Below are 13950 nucleotides of genomic sequence, written 5' to 3'. Positions count from 1 at the left end.
ACCCCCGCCGGAGGCACCTGCCATCAAGACAGGCACCCCCGGCGAGGGGCCGTGATCACATCGCTGCCAACTGATCCAGCGCCGCCGCAAGCCGCGCGATATCGTCGTCCAAGGCCGCCAGCTTGGCGCGGGTTTCCTCGATCACCTCGGCTTCGGCATTCTCGACGAACTTGGGGTTCGACAGACGCTTGCGCAGCCCTTCGGCATCCTTCACCGACTTCGCTTGCGACTTTTGCAAACGCGCGGTTTCGGCGGCGACATCGATCACGTCGCCGATCGGCAGCGCGAAACTGGCCCCTTGGGCCGACACGGCGATCATGCCCTTGCCTGCCTGACCATCGACGGGCGTGTTGACTCGTGCCAAGCGCTCGATCAGTGGGCCATTGGCCTGCAAGGCGGCCTGGGCGGCGGCGTCGGCCTCGGTCACGATCAGGTCCAGTTTCGCACCGGCCGGAACGCCCATCTGCGAACGGGCCGAACGCACGGCCTCGATCAGGGCGATGACCCAGTTCATCTGGCGGTCGGCATCCGCGTCGATCAGGTCGGACCCCAATTCGGGCCAGTCGCCGTGCACCAGCATGCCTTGCCGCTCACCGGTCAGACTCCACAGCTCTTCGGTGACGAAGGGCATGATCGGGTGCAGCATCAGATAGCACTGGTCCAGCACCCAGCCCATGGTCTCGCGCGTTTCATCGGCATGCTCACCATCAAACAGCGGTTTGGCAAATTCCACATACCAGTCGCAGACCTTGCCCCAGACAAATGCATAAAGCCCGGTCGCCGCATCGTTGAAGCGATAGGAGGCCAGCGCCTCGTCGGTCGCCATCAGGATGCGGGCAGTTTCGCCGATGATCCAGCGGTTCACGGTATAAGTCGGCGTCGGACGTGCCGCACCGCCGCGCACGCCGTTCATTTCCGCAAAGCGGGTGGCGTTCCAGATCTTGGTGACAAAGTTGCGGTTCACCTCGACGTGCTTTGGCCCCAGCTTGGGGTCGCGGCCCATCGCGGCCATGCCGGTCAGGGTAAAGCGCAGCGCATCAGCCCCGAAATCATCGACAAGCGTCAGCGGATCGATGACGTTGCCCTTGGACTTGGACATCTTGGCGCCCTTTTCATCGCGCACCAGCCCGTGGACATAGACGGTGTGGAAGGGGATGTCCTTCACCACCTCCAACTGCATCATCATCATCCGGGCCACCCAGAAGAAGATGATGTCGAAGCCGGTGACCAACACGTCGGTCGGGAAATACTTCTCCAGTTCCGGCGTCGGTTCCGGCCAGCCAAGCGTGCCGATGGGCCAGAGGCCACTGCTGAACCATGTGTCCAGAACGTCGGGGTCGCGGGTCAGCACCTTGCCGGGCGCCTTGGCCTGCGCCTCGGCTTCCGAGGGCGCGCAATACTGGTTGCCGTCCTCGTCGTACCAGACGGGGATCTGGTGGCCCCACCACAGCTGGCGGGAAATGGTCCAGGGCTCGATATTCTCAAGCCAGTTGAAATAGACCTTCTTGTGCTGCTCGGGCAGGATCTGGGTGCGGCCCGACCGCACCGCGTCCAGCGCGGGGCCGACGATGCGTTGGGTGTCCACGAACCATTGGTCGGTCAGCATCGGTTCAATCACCACGCCGGACCGGTCGCCAAAGGGCTGCATGATCGGCTTGTTGTCGATGACGGGGCGGCGCTCCAGATGTTCGGCGCCGGTTTCCTTTTCGATTTCCTTGTGCAGATAGGTCACGGCCAGGCCGTCGGCGGTGATCTGGTCGATCACACGCTTGCGGGCCTCGAACCGGTCCAGACCGCGCAGGTCGTCAGGCACAAGGTTCACGTTGCTGACATCGCCGACGTCTTCGCCATTCGACGCATGGGACGCGATTTCCGCGCTTTCGGCATAGGACAACCCGTCGACACGCATCGCGCCCTTGGTGTCCAGCAATGCGTACAGTGGGATGTTGTTGCGCTTGGCGACTTCGTAGTCGTTGAAGTCATGCGCGCCGGTGATCTTGACCGCGCCGGACCCGAAATCGGGATCGGGATATTCATCGGTGATGATCGGGATCAGGCGGCGCTGTTCCTTGGGGCCGACCGGAATTTCCACCAGCTTGCCGACGATGGGGGCATAGCGGGCGTCATCCGGATGCACCGCAACCGCACCGTCGCCCAGCATGGTTTCGGGGCGGGTCGTGGCGATGCTGATATAGTCGCGCGTCTCGCGCAGGGTGACGGTGCCGTCCTCGCCACGCTCGACGTATTCATATGTCGCGCCACCGGCCAGCGGGTATTTGAAGTGCCACATATGGCCGGGGGTCTCGCGGTTCTCGACCTCCAGATCGCTGATGGCGGTTTCGAAATGCGGGTCCCAGTTCACCAGACGCTTGCCGCGATAGATGATGCCCTTGTCGTACAGATCGACAAAGACCCGGATCACGGCGTCATGGAAGTTGCCTTCCTGACCGGCGGGCGCACCGGGGGCACCCGACATGGTGAACGCATTGCGCGACCAGTCGCAGGATGCCCCAAGGCGCTTCAGCTGGTTGATGATCGTGTCGCCGGATTCCTGCTTCCAGTCCCAGATCTTTTCGACAAAGGCATCGCGGCCGATTTCGCGACGGCCCGGTTCGCCGCGCTGCGCCATCTGGCGTTCGACGACCATCTGGGTGGCGATGCCCGCGTGGTCCTGACCGGGCTGCCACAGCGTGTCGAAACCGCGCATCCGGTGCCAGCGGACAAGGATGTCCTGCAGCGTGTTGTTGAAGGCGTGGCCTATGTGGAGGCTGCCGGTGACGTTGGGGGGCGGGATCATCACCGTGAAGGTTTCACTGCGCTTGGCATTGGCCCCTGCCGCGAAGGCATTGGTCTGTTCCCATTCGGCGCTGATCCGGGCCTCGGCGGCCTTGGCGTCAAAGCTTTTGTCCATCGTCATCGTCGCGATCCCCTTTGTTGAGGGTGGATTAGCGAATGCGGGGCGAAAGGCCAAGTCCAACGCGCCCCCCGGATGCGGCGATCAGGCGCGAAATCTGGCCGCCGGGGGGCCGCGGCTGTTGATTTCGGGGGAATGGCGTGCTTGTCGTCGTAACATCTGCGCCAACGGGCATTTCGGGTCTTGGCAAGGCCGGGGCCGGAACCCTAAGGCGCAAGGCTGGGTTTGTATCACTAATCTGCGACAGCTTGCCTGTGCGAAAGGAACCGCAATGGGACAACAGAAGACCGTCTGGGACAATCCGGCGGATGTCATTCGCCATCTCGCTCCGGAACATCCGGTCATGGTCTTTGCGCCGACGGTCCTGCAGGACCGGGCGCGTCAGTTCATCGACGGTTTCCCGGGTCTTGTGACCTATGCGGTGAAATCCAACCCCGATGAGGTGGTGATCCAGAATCTGGTCGCGGCGGGCATCAAGGGTTTCGACGTCGCATCCCCGTTCGAGATCGATCTGATCGGCCGCATGGCCCCCGATGCCGCGCGCCATTACCACAACCCCGTCCGCGCCGGATCCGAAATCGCCCATGCGGTCGAGGTCGGCATCAGATCCTGGTCGGTGGACAGCAAGTCGGAACTGGACAAGCTGTTCGCGCAGCTGCCCACCCATATCGGCGATCAGGGGGTCGAGATCTCACCCCGGTTCAAGCTGCCGGTGCTGGGGGCGGCCTATGACTTCGGGTCCAAGTTCGGCGCATCGCCCGAACTGGCCGCTGAACTGCTGGCCGAGGTTGCACGGCGTGGCTATGTGCCCTCGCTGACCTTCCATCCGGGGACGCAATGCACCGACCCCATCGCGTGGGAAAGCTATATCCGCGTCGCTAAGGACATCTGCAACATGGCAGGCGTCATGGCCGTGCGCCTGAACGTCGGCGGCGGTTTCCCGTCGCATCGCGCCGTCGGTGTCGAACCCGATCTGGAATCCATCTTCCAGGAAATCGGCGATACCGCGACCGAGATGTTCGGCGATGACGCCCCTGCGCTGGTCTGCGAACCGGGCCGCGGTCTGTGCGCCGACGCGTTTTCGCTGATCACCCGCATCAAGGGCATCCGCGACGGCGTCAACGTCTTCCTGAACGACGGCGTCTATGGCGGGCTGGCCGAACTGCCGATCATCGGCAACATCGACCGGATCGAGGTGCTGGATCCGCAGGGCAATCCGCGCACCGGCGATGCCTCGGGGCGGGTGATCTTCGGGCCGACCTGCGACAGCGTCAACCGCCTGCCGGGCGAATTGGGTCTGCCCGCCGACACGCAGGAAGGCGACTATGTCATCTTCCACGGGGCCGGTGCCTATTCCACGGTCACCAACACGCGCTTCAACGGCTTTGGCGCCATGACGCGCGCGACCGTGATGCAACTGTCATAACCTCTGGTTCATGCCCTCATGCTAGGCTTGGGGGCATGAAGACGATTCGACCCGCGACGACCCATATCATTCTGATGGACGGCACATTCGCCTCGCTTGCCGAAGGGCGGCGCAGTTCTATCGGACGCATCCATCGGCTGCTGACGGGGCAACTGGGACTGCCGCCCATCGCGGGGCGCATCCGCATCCATTACGCCATGGGGCAGCAGTGGAACCACTGGCGGACGCTGCATGAACTGGTGATGGGCACCACGCTGGAGGCGCGGATCACCAAGGCCTATGGCTGGCTGGCGACGGCCTATCAGCCGGGCGACCGGATTTTCATGGTGGGCTATTCGCGCGGCGGTTTCGCGGTGCGCAGTCTTGCAGGGATGATCGGGCGGCTTGGCCTGCTGACGCCCCGCCATGCGACTGAACGCAACATCCGGCTGGCGTGGCGGCTGTATCAGCGCGGGTCCTCGGACCGGGCGCTGGCGGGCTTCGCGCGGCGGTGCCATCCGGCGGCCCCCATCCGCATGGTGGGCTGTTTCGACACGGTCATGGCGCTTGGCATCCGCCTGCCATTGCTGTGGATGCTGACCGAGCCGCGCTTCCGTTTCCACAATGCCCATCTGGGCGAGGGCATCGAACACGCCTTTCAGGCCCTGGCGCTGGATGAAACCCGCGCCGCCTTCGCCCCGATGCTGTGGGACGAGGATCACGCCGCCGGCCGGATCGAGCAGATGTGGTTCCGCGGCGCACATCCCGACATCGGCGGTCAGCTGTCGGGTTTTGAATTCGCGCGACCGTTGTCGAATATTCCGCTGACTTGGATGCTGGAACGGGCCGAGGGGATCGGATTGCAGCTGCCTGTCGGGTGGCACGGGCTGTTTGCCTGCGATGCCGATGCGCCGGCCATCGGGTCCTGGCGCAACTGGGGCAAGGCGTTTCTGGCCCGCACCCCGCGCCTTGTCGGCCGCTATCGCTCCGAGGCGCTGCACCCGACGGTGGCGCTGCCCTATGTCGGTCCCGCACAGCTGGTCAACCATCTGGCGCCGGCGGTGACTTCACCGCCAGAAGACGTCGCCATCCCGCGAATGCCCCCGATCAGCAGCCCCACCAACATCGGGCCCGCCGGTCACGCGGGCCAGTGATGGATCAGGCAACCGCTTCAAGCGCCGCCTTGGGCCGCACGCCAAGGGCGGCGCAGACATCGCGGGTCAGTTCAGGACGGTTCAGCGTATAGAAGTGCAGCCGGTCCACACCGCCCGCGATCAGCGTTTCGCACAGATCGACGCAGATGCCGGTGGCCAGCTGGCGTTGGGCATCGGCCCCGTCCAATGCGGCCAGATCAAAGGCCTCATGCGCCCAATCGGGGACGGTGGTGTTGCACATGGCGGCGAAACGCTTGGTGCCCGCCCAGCTTTGGATCGGCAGGATGCCCGGCACGATGGGGGCGTCGATCCCCGCCGCCGCGCATTTGTCGCGGAAGCGGAAGAAGGTGTCGGCGTCGAAGAAGAACTGGGTGATGGCGCTGGTGGCCCCCGCCTCCACCTTGCGCTTCAGCCATGCGACATCGGCATCGGTGTCGGGGCTGTCGGGGTGGGGCTCGGGATAGGCACCGACGCGGATGTTCATGTCGCCGCGCGCGGCAATCGCCTCGATCAGCTCGACCGAGTTGTTGAACCCGTCCTGATGGGCGGTGAAACCGTCAGCGCCCTTGGGGGCATCGCCGCGCAGCGCCACGATGTCGCGGATGCCGGCATCCGCGTAATCCTGCACGATCTTCATGGTTTCTTCGCGGGTCGCCTCGACGCAGGTCAGATGGGCCGCCACCTGCAGCCCGAACTGGCGGTTGATGGTGGTCACGGCCTCATGGGTCAGCTTGCGGGTCGTGCCGCCCGCGCCATAGGTGACGGAGACGAATTCCGGCCCAAGGGGTGCCAGCGCCCGCGCGGTTTCCCACAGCCGGAACGAGGCATCCAGCGTCTTGGGCGGGAAGAACTCGAAGCTGATCTTGGGGTCTTGGCGGGTCATGTCGGTATCCTTTCGGTTCGCAGGACTTGTGCCACGATGCATGGCGTGAGACAAATTCATAATCTTCAAGATAAACCTGAGCGGAATTCATCATGCATCTTGAGCTGCGTCACCTGCGCACCGTTCACGCCGTCCACGCGCAGGGCGGTCTGGCCCGCGCCGCCGAGGTTCTGAACATCACCCAAAGCGCGCTGTCCCATCAGGTCAAGGCGCTGGAGGAACAGGCCGGGGTCGAATTGTTCGTCCGCCGGGCCAAGCCGATGCGGCTGTCGGCGGCGGGCATGCGCCTGTTGCGTCTGGCCGAACAGGTGCTGCCGCTGGTCGCCGCGACCGAGGCCGAGTTCAAGGGCGTCGAGGCCGGCCGCATCGGGCGGCTGCACATCGCCATGGAATGCCACGCCTGCTTCGACTGGCTGCTGCCGGTGCTGGACATCTTCCGCCGCGCTTGGCCCGATGTGGACGTGGACATCCGTCAGCGGCTGGCCTTTGGCGCGCTGCCTGCCTTAGTGCGCGAGGAGGTGGACCTGGTCATCTCCTCGGACCCCGAGGATCTGCCGGGCATCACATTCCAACCGCTGTTCGATTACGCGCCGACGCTGATGGTGCCCGCCGGGCATCCGCTGGTCGCCAAGGGCTATGCCGATCCCGAAGATCTGGCGGGTGAAACGCTGATCCACTATCCGATGGACCGGGCGCGGCTGGACGTCTTCAGCCAGTTCCTGACGCCTGCGGGTGTCGAACCCACGCGCACCCGCACCGTGGAACTGACCGCCGTGGCCGTCATGCTGGTGGCCTCGGGGCGCGGTGTGGCGGTGATGCCGGACTGGGTTCTGCGCCGCGAAAGCGCCAATCCGGAACTGGCGCTGCTGCCGCTTGGGGCGGGCGGGGTGCGTCGCAGGCTCTATGCGGCGGTGCGCGAAGATGACCTGTCGCAGCCCTATATGGCCCATGTGTTGCGGCTTTCACGCACCGAACCCCTGCGAATGCTGCGCGGTGCTGCGGCGTGACGTGCCTTTCGCTTCACATTCCGCGTCACAGCCTCTATGACGCGCCAACCCCTTTTTCCGGAGCATGTGATGGCAAGCGCCAATCTGAACGTCATGGTCAAGGCCGCCCGCAAGGCCGGGCGCGGCCTCGTCAAGGACTTTCGTGAAGTTGAAAACCTGCAGGTCAGCGTCAAGGGCGCCGGTGATTTCGTCACCCGTGCCGACCGCGAGGCCGAACGCCTGATCAAGGAAGAGCTGCAGAACGCTCGTCCCAGCTATGGCTGGTTGGGTCAGGAAACCGGCGAACAGGCCAGCGACGACCCCACCCGCCGCTGGATCGTGGACCCGCTGGACGGGACGTCGAACTTCCTGCACGGCCTGCCGCATTGGGGCGTCAGCATCGCGCTGGAGCATAAGGGCGAGATTGTCGCCGCCGTGGTCTTCGACGCTGCCAAGGACGAATTGTTCATGGCCGAAAAGGGCGGCGGGGCGTTCATGAACGACCAGCGCCTGCGCGTTTCGGGCCGCACCCGGATGTCCGAATCGGTCTTTTCGACCGGCATCCCCCATGCCAGCAGCGGTCCCTTACCCGCGTCGCTGCAGGATCTGGCCCGTCTGATGCCGGTGTCGGGCGGCGTGCGCAGCTTTGGCGTGCCTTCGCTGAACCTGTGCTATGTCGCGGCCGGTCGCTTCGACGGCTATTGGGAACGCGGCACCAAGCCTTGGGAAGTCGCAGCCGGCATCCTGATGGTCCGCGAGGCCGGTGGCTTTGTCGAGGGTATCCGCGACGGCGACAGCCCGCTGGAATCGGGCCGCATCATTGCCGCCAACCCGACCCTGCTGGAACCCTTCGCCAAGGTCGTCCGCAGCCGCGACTGACCCGGACAGATGCAGACATGACACGCGGGCGGGATTGCACATCGTGCAGATCCGCCCGCGCTTGACCTTAGGTCGCATGGGGCGCAACAGGGGGCCGTGTTCCTGAAAGCGATTACATGCCCGAAGATCATTCCCATCCCCCCTATGCCGCATCCGCCGCCACTGCATCGGCCCCGCCGCCGCTGCCGCCCTTGATGGCGCGGCCCGCGCAGGACCGTACCGGTTTGGCCATCTTCCTGATGTGCGCGGTCAGTTTCATCTTTGCATTGCAGGACGGGTTTTCGCGCGTTCTCGGGTCGGAATATCCGCCTGTCCTGATCGTGATGATCCGCTATTGGGTCTTTGCGCTCTTCGTCATCGCGCTGGTGTCGCGCCAGCCCGGCGGTCTGAAACGCGCGATCCGCACCAAGCGCCCGCTGACCCAGATCGCCCGCGGCGTCATCCTTGCGCTTGAGGTGCTGCTGATGGTCGAGGCCTTCGTGCGCCTCGGCCTGATCGAGACCCACGCCGTCTTCGCCGTCTATCCGCTGCTCGTCGCGGCGCTGTCCGGGCCTGTCCTAGGCGAAAAGGTCGGATGGCGGCGCTGGACGGCCATCGGGCTGGGCTTTGCGGGCATCATCGTCATTCTGAACCCCGGCGGTGGCGTCATGTCGCTGGCCGCATTGCTGCCCTTCGCGGCGGCGGGGATGTTCGCGCTTTACGGGCTGCTGACGCGACATGTGTCGCGGGACGATCCGGCGATGGTCAGCTTTTTCTGGACCGGCATTTCCGGTGCGGTGGCCATCACGCTGGTCGGCATCTGGGACTGGCAATGGCTGGCACCGACCGACTGGATCTGGATGGGGTGCCTCTGCGTCTGCGGCATGACCTCGCATTACCTGATGATCCGCAGCTATGAGCTGGCCGAGGCATCGGCGCTGCAGCCCTTTGCCTATACCCAGCTGGTCTGGGTCAGCTTCATCGGCGTCTGGCTGTTCGACGAAACCCTGCGCCACAATGTCGTGGTGGGCGCCGCCATCGTCGTGGCGGCGGGGATCTTCACCTTGTGGCGGCAGCGTCAGAAGGCAGGTTAGGGCCGAAGAACACCGGCTGGCGCGGCCCGATGACGGGCCGTGCGGGCGGGCGCACCGACAGCGCCAGTGTCAGACGCAGCGGCGGCGGCGGCATCAAGCCGCCCCCCGACAGGTCCCAACGGGTCACTACCGGCGCGGGCTTGCCGTGGATCCGGGCGCGATAGACGGGCAGGGCCTCGGCCACGCGCATGACATAATTGCGGGTTTCGTCAAAGGGGATCAGCTCGACCCATTCTACCGGATCGGCATCACGGCGCAGGTCGCCGAAATCATCCAGCCAGCGCGCCGGACGCCCCGGCCCGGCGTTATACCCCGAGGCGATCAGCGCCACCGAGGCCCCAAAGCGATCCGCCAGCCCCATCAGATAGGCCGACCCGAGGCTGGCGTTATAGGCCGCATCCGAGGACAGCCGCGCCAGATCATAGGGCAGGTCCAGCTTGCGGGCCATCTGTTCGGCGGTGCCGGGCATCAGCTGCATCAGCCCCTGCGCGCCGACATGGCTGCTGGCGGTGAAATTGAATTCCAATTCCTGACGCGCGATGGCCATGACCAGTTCGGGCGGGGGGCCGAGGTCGCGGTCCTCTAGGCCCGTCAGCGGAAATTGCGCGGCGGGCCAGATGACGCCCTGATTGGCCGATTGCTTGGCCAGACGCAGGGCGTGCCAAGGGGCGTTCGCCTCAAACATCAGGCGGGACATGCGGGCGATGTCTTCGGGGTCGGCGTTCTGGGCGGCATGCAAAAAGAAGCGCTGCGCCTCGTCCCGCCTGCCCGATGCGATCAGCCACAGACCGGCGCGGAACAAACCGTTTTCGCGCAGATCGCTGCCGCGCCAGTCGGGCAGGGTGTCGATGGCGGGGCCGGTGACGGCATATTCGGGGGGCAGGGGGGTGCCCACCTGCTCCATCGCCAGCTGACCGTAATAGACGCCGGGGAAGGCTGCGGCGTCTTCAAAGGCGCGGCGAGCGGCGCGGGTGTCGTCCAACGCCTGATGCGCGCGGCCCTGCCAGTAATATGCGCGGGCCTTGCTGATCGCCGATCCGACGACGGTTTCCAGATGCAGGAAATGATCCAGCGCGACCTGCGGCTGGCCGGTCTTCAGGGCGGCAAAACCCGCTAGCCATTCCAGATCGGAATAATGGCGGTTGTCCGGCTCCAGATGATGGGGCGCGGCCAGATCCAGCGCGCGTTGCCAGTCGCCGCGACGCATGGCCAGCCGCGCGTAATCGACCCGCATCTGCGCCCAACGGTCGGGGTTGCGCAGATCCTCGGCCGAGGAAGCCTGCAGCATCAGGTCCTGCGCCGCGTCATGCATCTTGGCGCGGACCCGCCACAGGAAGCGGTCCATCGTCAGCCCCGCATCGGCACGCTGGCCTTCGGGCAGGGCAAGGATCAGATCATCCACGCCCTGCCGTCCCGATTGCAGGGCCACGCGCGCCCGGACCAGCGGTTGCAGGGCGGGCGACAGGCGGGGGATCAGACGCTCGGCCTGTTCCCATTCGCCCGCGTCCAGCATGGCGGTGGCGCGGGCGGGGATCAGCGGCGTCAGCTCGGTCTCGGGATCGTCCAGCAGGGCGGTTTCTTCGGCCGCGGTCATGGGGGCCAGGGTGAAGAACAGCGCGCGTTCGGCCCGCGCCTTGCGGCTGGACAGAACCGCGGTCAGGGCGTTCAGGCCCGACAGGGTCGTCGGGTGGCGGTTTTCGAACCAGTCGCGGATGTCATCGGGGTCGTCACCGGCGCGCAGCTTCGCCTCGCCCTGACGATAGATGGTTTCCAGCCCCGGCCAACCCGGATTTTCACGCAGGAAATCAGCATAATCGGCAAAGCTGCCATAGCCCGCACGAAGCGCCTGCCAGCCGACCATCGCCTCGGCCAGGGGGCCTGCGCGCAGGGCGGCGTCGCGTGCCGTGACCCAATTGCGGCTGTCGGCGGCGGCAAGGGCCAGCGCCATGGCGCCAGCGTCCTCGGCCTGCGCGGGGGCGGTGGCAAGGGGAAGGACCGCGATCAGGCCCGCATAGAACATGTCACGCATAAGTCGCATCGGCATCCTGTCTGATCGGCAATCGCACGCTGCGCAATTCACAACCTTGGCAAGTTCCCCATCCGGGGATAGTGAGGTCCGCGAAAACCAACGTCTAGCTTTGCAGACCAACCACAGGAGCGTGTCATGTTCAAAGGGTCACTGCCAGCCCTCGTCACGCCGTTCGACCAGGACGGCGAACTGGATCTGGTCGCGCTGAAAAAGCTGGTCGAATGGCATATCGACCAAGGCAGCCACGGTCTGGTGCCGGTCGGCACCACCGGTGAAAGCCCCACGCTGACCCATGCCGAACACCGCCTTGTCATCGAAGAGGTCGTGCAGGCCGTCGGCGGCCGCATTCCGGTCATTGCGGGCGCGGGGTCGAATTCCACCCGCGAAGGCATCGGCCTGATCCAGCACGCGGCCGAGGTCGGTGCCGATGCGGCGCTGGTCGTCACCCCCTATTACAACAAGCCGACGCAATCGGGGCTGATCGCGCATTACACCGCCCTGACCGAGGCCTGCGACCTGCCGATCATCATCTATAACATTCCGGGCCGTTCGGTCGTGGACATGATGCCCGAAACCATGGGCGTGCTTTCGCAGATCCCGTCGATCATCGGGGTCAAGGACGCCACCGGCAAGCTGGAGCGTGTCAGCAGCCAACGTCTGACCTGCGGCAAGGATTTCGTCCAGCTGTCGGGCGAGGATGCGACCGCGCTTGGCTTCAACGCGCATGGCGGCGTGGGCTGCATCAGCGTCACCGCCAACGTCGCCCCCAAGCTGTGTTCGCAGTTCCAAGAGGCAACGCTGCGTGGCGATTACGCGGCGGCGCTGGAATATCAGGACAAGCTGATGCCGCTGCATATCGCCATCTTCATCGAACCGGGGTTGGTCGGTGCGAAATACGCCATGTCCCGTCTGGGCATGTGCGATGAACGCGTCCGCCTGCCATTGACCCCCTTGACCGAGCCGACGCGCCGCCTGATCGATGCCGCGCTGGAACATGCGGGTTTGCTGTAAGCACCCGTTCGGACGGGGGGCGCCCCCGTCCGCGATCCTTTTCCCGATGCCCGCGACGTGACCCCGAATTGCCATCCGGGTGCTGTCCTTTCGAAAATCGCGTGCCATGGTGTAACGCGATGGCCCCCGCATGCGTAAGGACAGTCGATGACGATGAAGGACGGCAGGGACGACGAATGGTCAACATGGATGCGTGCGGCCATTGCCGGCGACCAAACCGCCTATCGTCGGGTTCTGACGGCCATGACGCCGGTTCTGCGCGGGATCGTCCGTGCGCGGTCCGGTGTCATGGACGCAAGCTTGTGCGAGGATGTGGTGCAGGAAACTCTTTTGGCGATTCACGTGAAGCGCGCGACATGGGACACGGCGATGCCGCTGCGTCCTTGGGTCTATGCCATCGCGCGGCACAAGCTGATCGACGCCTTCCGCAAGCGCGGGCGGGCGGTCCATGTGCCGGTGGATGATTTTGCGGAAACGCTGCCCGCCGCAGATGCCCCCGACGGGCTTGAGCTGCGCGATGCGGGTCTGCTGATCGACCGCCTTCAGGACCGCGATGCCGCCCTGTTGCGCTGTCTGGCCATCGAGGCGCACGGGCAGGATGAATGCGGCCGGCGTCTTGGTCTGGCCCCCGGAACGCTGCGGGTGGCGCTGCACCGTGCGCTGCAGCGATTGGCGAGACTGCGACAGGAGGATGGGCTGTGAAAACCGATGATCTGGTCGAACTGATCGCAATGGACGGCGTCACGCAAGGACCTGCGGCACCCAGGGTGATTTCCGCGGCTGCGGGTCTGCTGGCCCTGACAGGCGGCATCGTCATCGGAGTGCTTGGTCTGCGCGCCGATCTGGTGGCGGCGATGGGCGATCCTGTGACGGCGCTGAAGTGGCTGATCCCCTTGGCGCTGATGGCGGCGGGTGCCTTTGCGGCGGTCCGTTTGACCCATCCCGAACGCTCTACCCCGGTCATGGTCCGCAATCTGATCGCGGTCATCGCCATCGGCGCAGTGGCGTGGTGGCTGGCGCAGGCCATGGGTCTGCCGGACGGGCAGGTCGTGCCGCGCAGTCTTGGCAATTCGGCAATGGTCTGTCTGGGCTCGATCGCGGTGATCTCGGGGCCGGCGCTGGTTGCGGTGCTGTACCTGCTGCGGGCGGGGGCCAGTTCCGCGCCGATGATCAGCGGAGCCTTGGCGGGGCTGGGCGTGGCGGGGGCGGCCACGGCCATCTATGCCCTGCATTGCAACGAGGACGCGCCCCTGTTCTTCATCATGTGGTACGGCCTGGGCATCGGGCTAGTGACGGCGGCGGGCGCCATGGCAGGGCGACGACTGCTGCGCTGGTAGGCCGATCGGCGGGGAAGTTCCGGCGATTTGACGCACGGGGTTTTCAATGCGGGCGATAGGTCCCATATTGATCGCAAGGAGAGGAGTGTCCCATGCCGTTGACCCATTTCCTGATGCTGATCGCCGCGGTCGTTCTGGGGGCCGCCCTGACGCTGTGGATCAGCATTGCCGCAGGTTGGTCGCCCATCGCTGTGCCGCTGCTGGCGCTAAGTGCGGCGTTGCTGGTGCATCTGAACCACCGCAGCGGGCATGATCACGACGGTTGATGATGGCGGCTGA

Annotated in this window: 12 protein-coding genes; 9 read left to right on the top strand and 3 right to left on the bottom strand. The window is 65.4% G+C overall.

Going from position 1 to position 13950, the window contains the following annotated elements; all coding sequences use genetic code 11:
- Positions 1-55: 55 nt before the first annotated feature.
- Positions 56-2917 carry a valine--tRNA ligase gene (locus tag SJY40_RS12185; protein WP_378946732.1) on the bottom strand — a complete coding sequence of 954 codons (2862 nt, stop codon included), beginning with the start codon at positions 2915-2917 and terminating at the stop codon, positions 56-58.
- A gap of 268 nt (positions 2918-3185) precedes the next feature.
- Between SJY40_RS12185 and SJY40_RS12180 the strand changes: the two genes are divergently transcribed.
- Both SJY40_RS12180 and SJY40_RS12175 read left to right on the top strand, forming a co-directional pair.
- Positions 3186-4340: a type III PLP-dependent enzyme gene (locus SJY40_RS12180; RefSeq protein WP_378946729.1), complete on the top strand. Its 1155-nt coding sequence runs from the start codon at positions 3186-3188 to the stop codon at positions 4338-4340.
- Positions 4341-4375: 35 nt separating this feature from the next.
- Positions 4376-5473 carry a DUF2235 domain-containing protein gene (locus tag SJY40_RS12175; RefSeq protein WP_378946726.1) on the top strand — a complete coding sequence of 366 codons (1098 nt, stop codon included), beginning with the start codon at positions 4376-4378 and terminating at the stop codon, positions 5471-5473.
- A 4-nt stretch (positions 5474-5477) separates the two neighbouring features.
- Here the strand turns inward: SJY40_RS12175 and metF are convergent, their stop codons facing one another.
- Positions 5478-6356: a methylenetetrahydrofolate reductase [NAD(P)H] gene (metF, locus tag SJY40_RS12170; RefSeq protein WP_378946724.1), complete on the bottom strand. Its 879-nt coding sequence runs from the start codon at positions 6354-6356 to the stop codon at positions 5478-5480.
- A gap of 92 nt (positions 6357-6448) precedes the next feature.
- Between metF and SJY40_RS12165 the strand changes: the two genes are divergently transcribed.
- From SJY40_RS12165 to SJY40_RS12155, 3 genes are all read left to right on the top strand, one after another.
- Entirely contained in the window at positions 6449-7363 is a 915-nt protein-coding gene (locus SJY40_RS12165) for a LysR family transcriptional regulator (RefSeq protein WP_378946721.1), read from the top strand.
- Between the two features lie 66 nt (positions 7364-7429).
- A complete protein-coding gene (locus tag SJY40_RS12160) occupies positions 7430-8221 on the top strand; it encodes an inositol monophosphatase family protein (protein WP_378948428.1) in 792 nt (263 codons plus the stop codon).
- A 116-nt stretch (positions 8222-8337) separates the two neighbouring features.
- Positions 8338-9294 (top strand): DMT family transporter, encoded by a 957-nt coding sequence (locus SJY40_RS12155; protein ID WP_378946719.1) that lies wholly within the window; start codon positions 8338-8340, stop codon positions 9292-9294.
- Here the strand turns inward: SJY40_RS12155 and SJY40_RS12150 are convergent.
- On the bottom strand, positions 9260-11332 hold the full coding sequence (locus tag SJY40_RS12150; protein ID WP_378946716.1) for a transglycosylase SLT domain-containing protein: 2073 nt from the start codon (positions 11330-11332) through the stop codon (positions 9260-9262). The genes SJY40_RS12155 and SJY40_RS12150 overlap by 35 nt on opposite strands.
- A 126-nt stretch (positions 11333-11458) precedes the next feature.
- Between SJY40_RS12150 and dapA the strand changes: the two genes are divergently transcribed.
- The 4 genes from dapA (at position 11459) to SJY40_RS12130 (ending at position 13937) form a co-directional block, all read left to right on the top strand.
- Positions 11459-12334, top strand: a complete 876-nt coding sequence (gene dapA, locus SJY40_RS12145) for a 4-hydroxy-tetrahydrodipicolinate synthase (protein ID WP_378946713.1) — start codon at positions 11459-11461, stop codon at positions 12332-12334.
- 147 nt (positions 12335-12481) lie between these two features.
- A complete protein-coding gene (locus SJY40_RS12140; protein ID WP_378946710.1) occupies positions 12482-13036 on the top strand; it encodes a sigma factor in 555 nt (184 codons plus the stop codon).
- Positions 13033-13671 (top strand): NrsF family protein, encoded by a 639-nt coding sequence (locus SJY40_RS12135; RefSeq protein ID WP_378946707.1) that lies wholly within the window; start codon positions 13033-13035, stop codon positions 13669-13671. Before SJY40_RS12140 ends, SJY40_RS12135 begins: the two co-directional genes overlap by 4 nt.
- 92 nt (positions 13672-13763) lie before the next feature.
- Positions 13764-13937 (top strand): hypothetical protein, encoded by a 174-nt coding sequence (locus SJY40_RS12130; RefSeq protein ID WP_378946704.1) that lies wholly within the window; start codon positions 13764-13766, stop codon positions 13935-13937.
- The last annotated feature ends 13 nt before the right edge of the window (positions 13938-13950 follow it).

The sequence above is a fragment of the Paracoccus sp. R86501 genome (genome assembly GCF_042466435.1).
GTDB lineage: Bacteria > Pseudomonadota > Alphaproteobacteria > Rhodobacterales > Rhodobacteraceae > Paracoccus.
This window is presented reverse-complemented; position numbering and strand designations above follow the sequence as displayed.

Excerpts from the sequence above, each read along its gene's own strand:
- SJY40_RS12185 (WP_378946732.1), bottom strand. The coding sequence starts at position 2,917 with ATGACGATGGACAAAAGCTTTGACGCCAAGGCCGCCGAGGCCCGGATC.
- SJY40_RS12180 (WP_378946729.1), top strand. The coding sequence starts at position 3,186 with ATGGGACAACAGAAGACCGTCTGGGACAATCCGGCGGATGTCATTCGC.
- SJY40_RS12175 (WP_378946726.1), top strand. The coding sequence starts at position 4,376 with ATGAAGACGATTCGACCCGCGACGACCCATATCATTCTGATGGACGGC.
- metF (WP_378946724.1), bottom strand. The coding sequence starts at position 6,356 with ATGACCCGCCAAGACCCCAAGATCAGCTTCGAGTTCTTCCCGCCCAAG.
- SJY40_RS12165 (WP_378946721.1), top strand. The coding sequence starts at position 6,449 with ATGCATCTTGAGCTGCGTCACCTGCGCACCGTTCACGCCGTCCACGCG.
- SJY40_RS12155 (WP_378946719.1), top strand. The coding sequence starts at position 8,338 with ATGCCCGAAGATCATTCCCATCCCCCCTATGCCGCATCCGCCGCCACT.
- SJY40_RS12150 (WP_378946716.1), bottom strand. The coding sequence starts at position 11,332 with ATGCGACTTATGCGTGACATGTTCTATGCGGGCCTGATCGCGGTCCTT.
- dapA (WP_378946713.1), top strand. The coding sequence starts at position 11,459 with ATGTTCAAAGGGTCACTGCCAGCCCTCGTCACGCCGTTCGACCAGGAC.
- SJY40_RS12140 (WP_378946710.1), top strand. The coding sequence starts at position 12,482 with ATGACGATGAAGGACGGCAGGGACGACGAATGGTCAACATGGATGCGT.
- SJY40_RS12130 (WP_378946704.1), top strand. The coding sequence starts at position 13,764 with ATGCCGTTGACCCATTTCCTGATGCTGATCGCCGCGGTCGTTCTGGGG.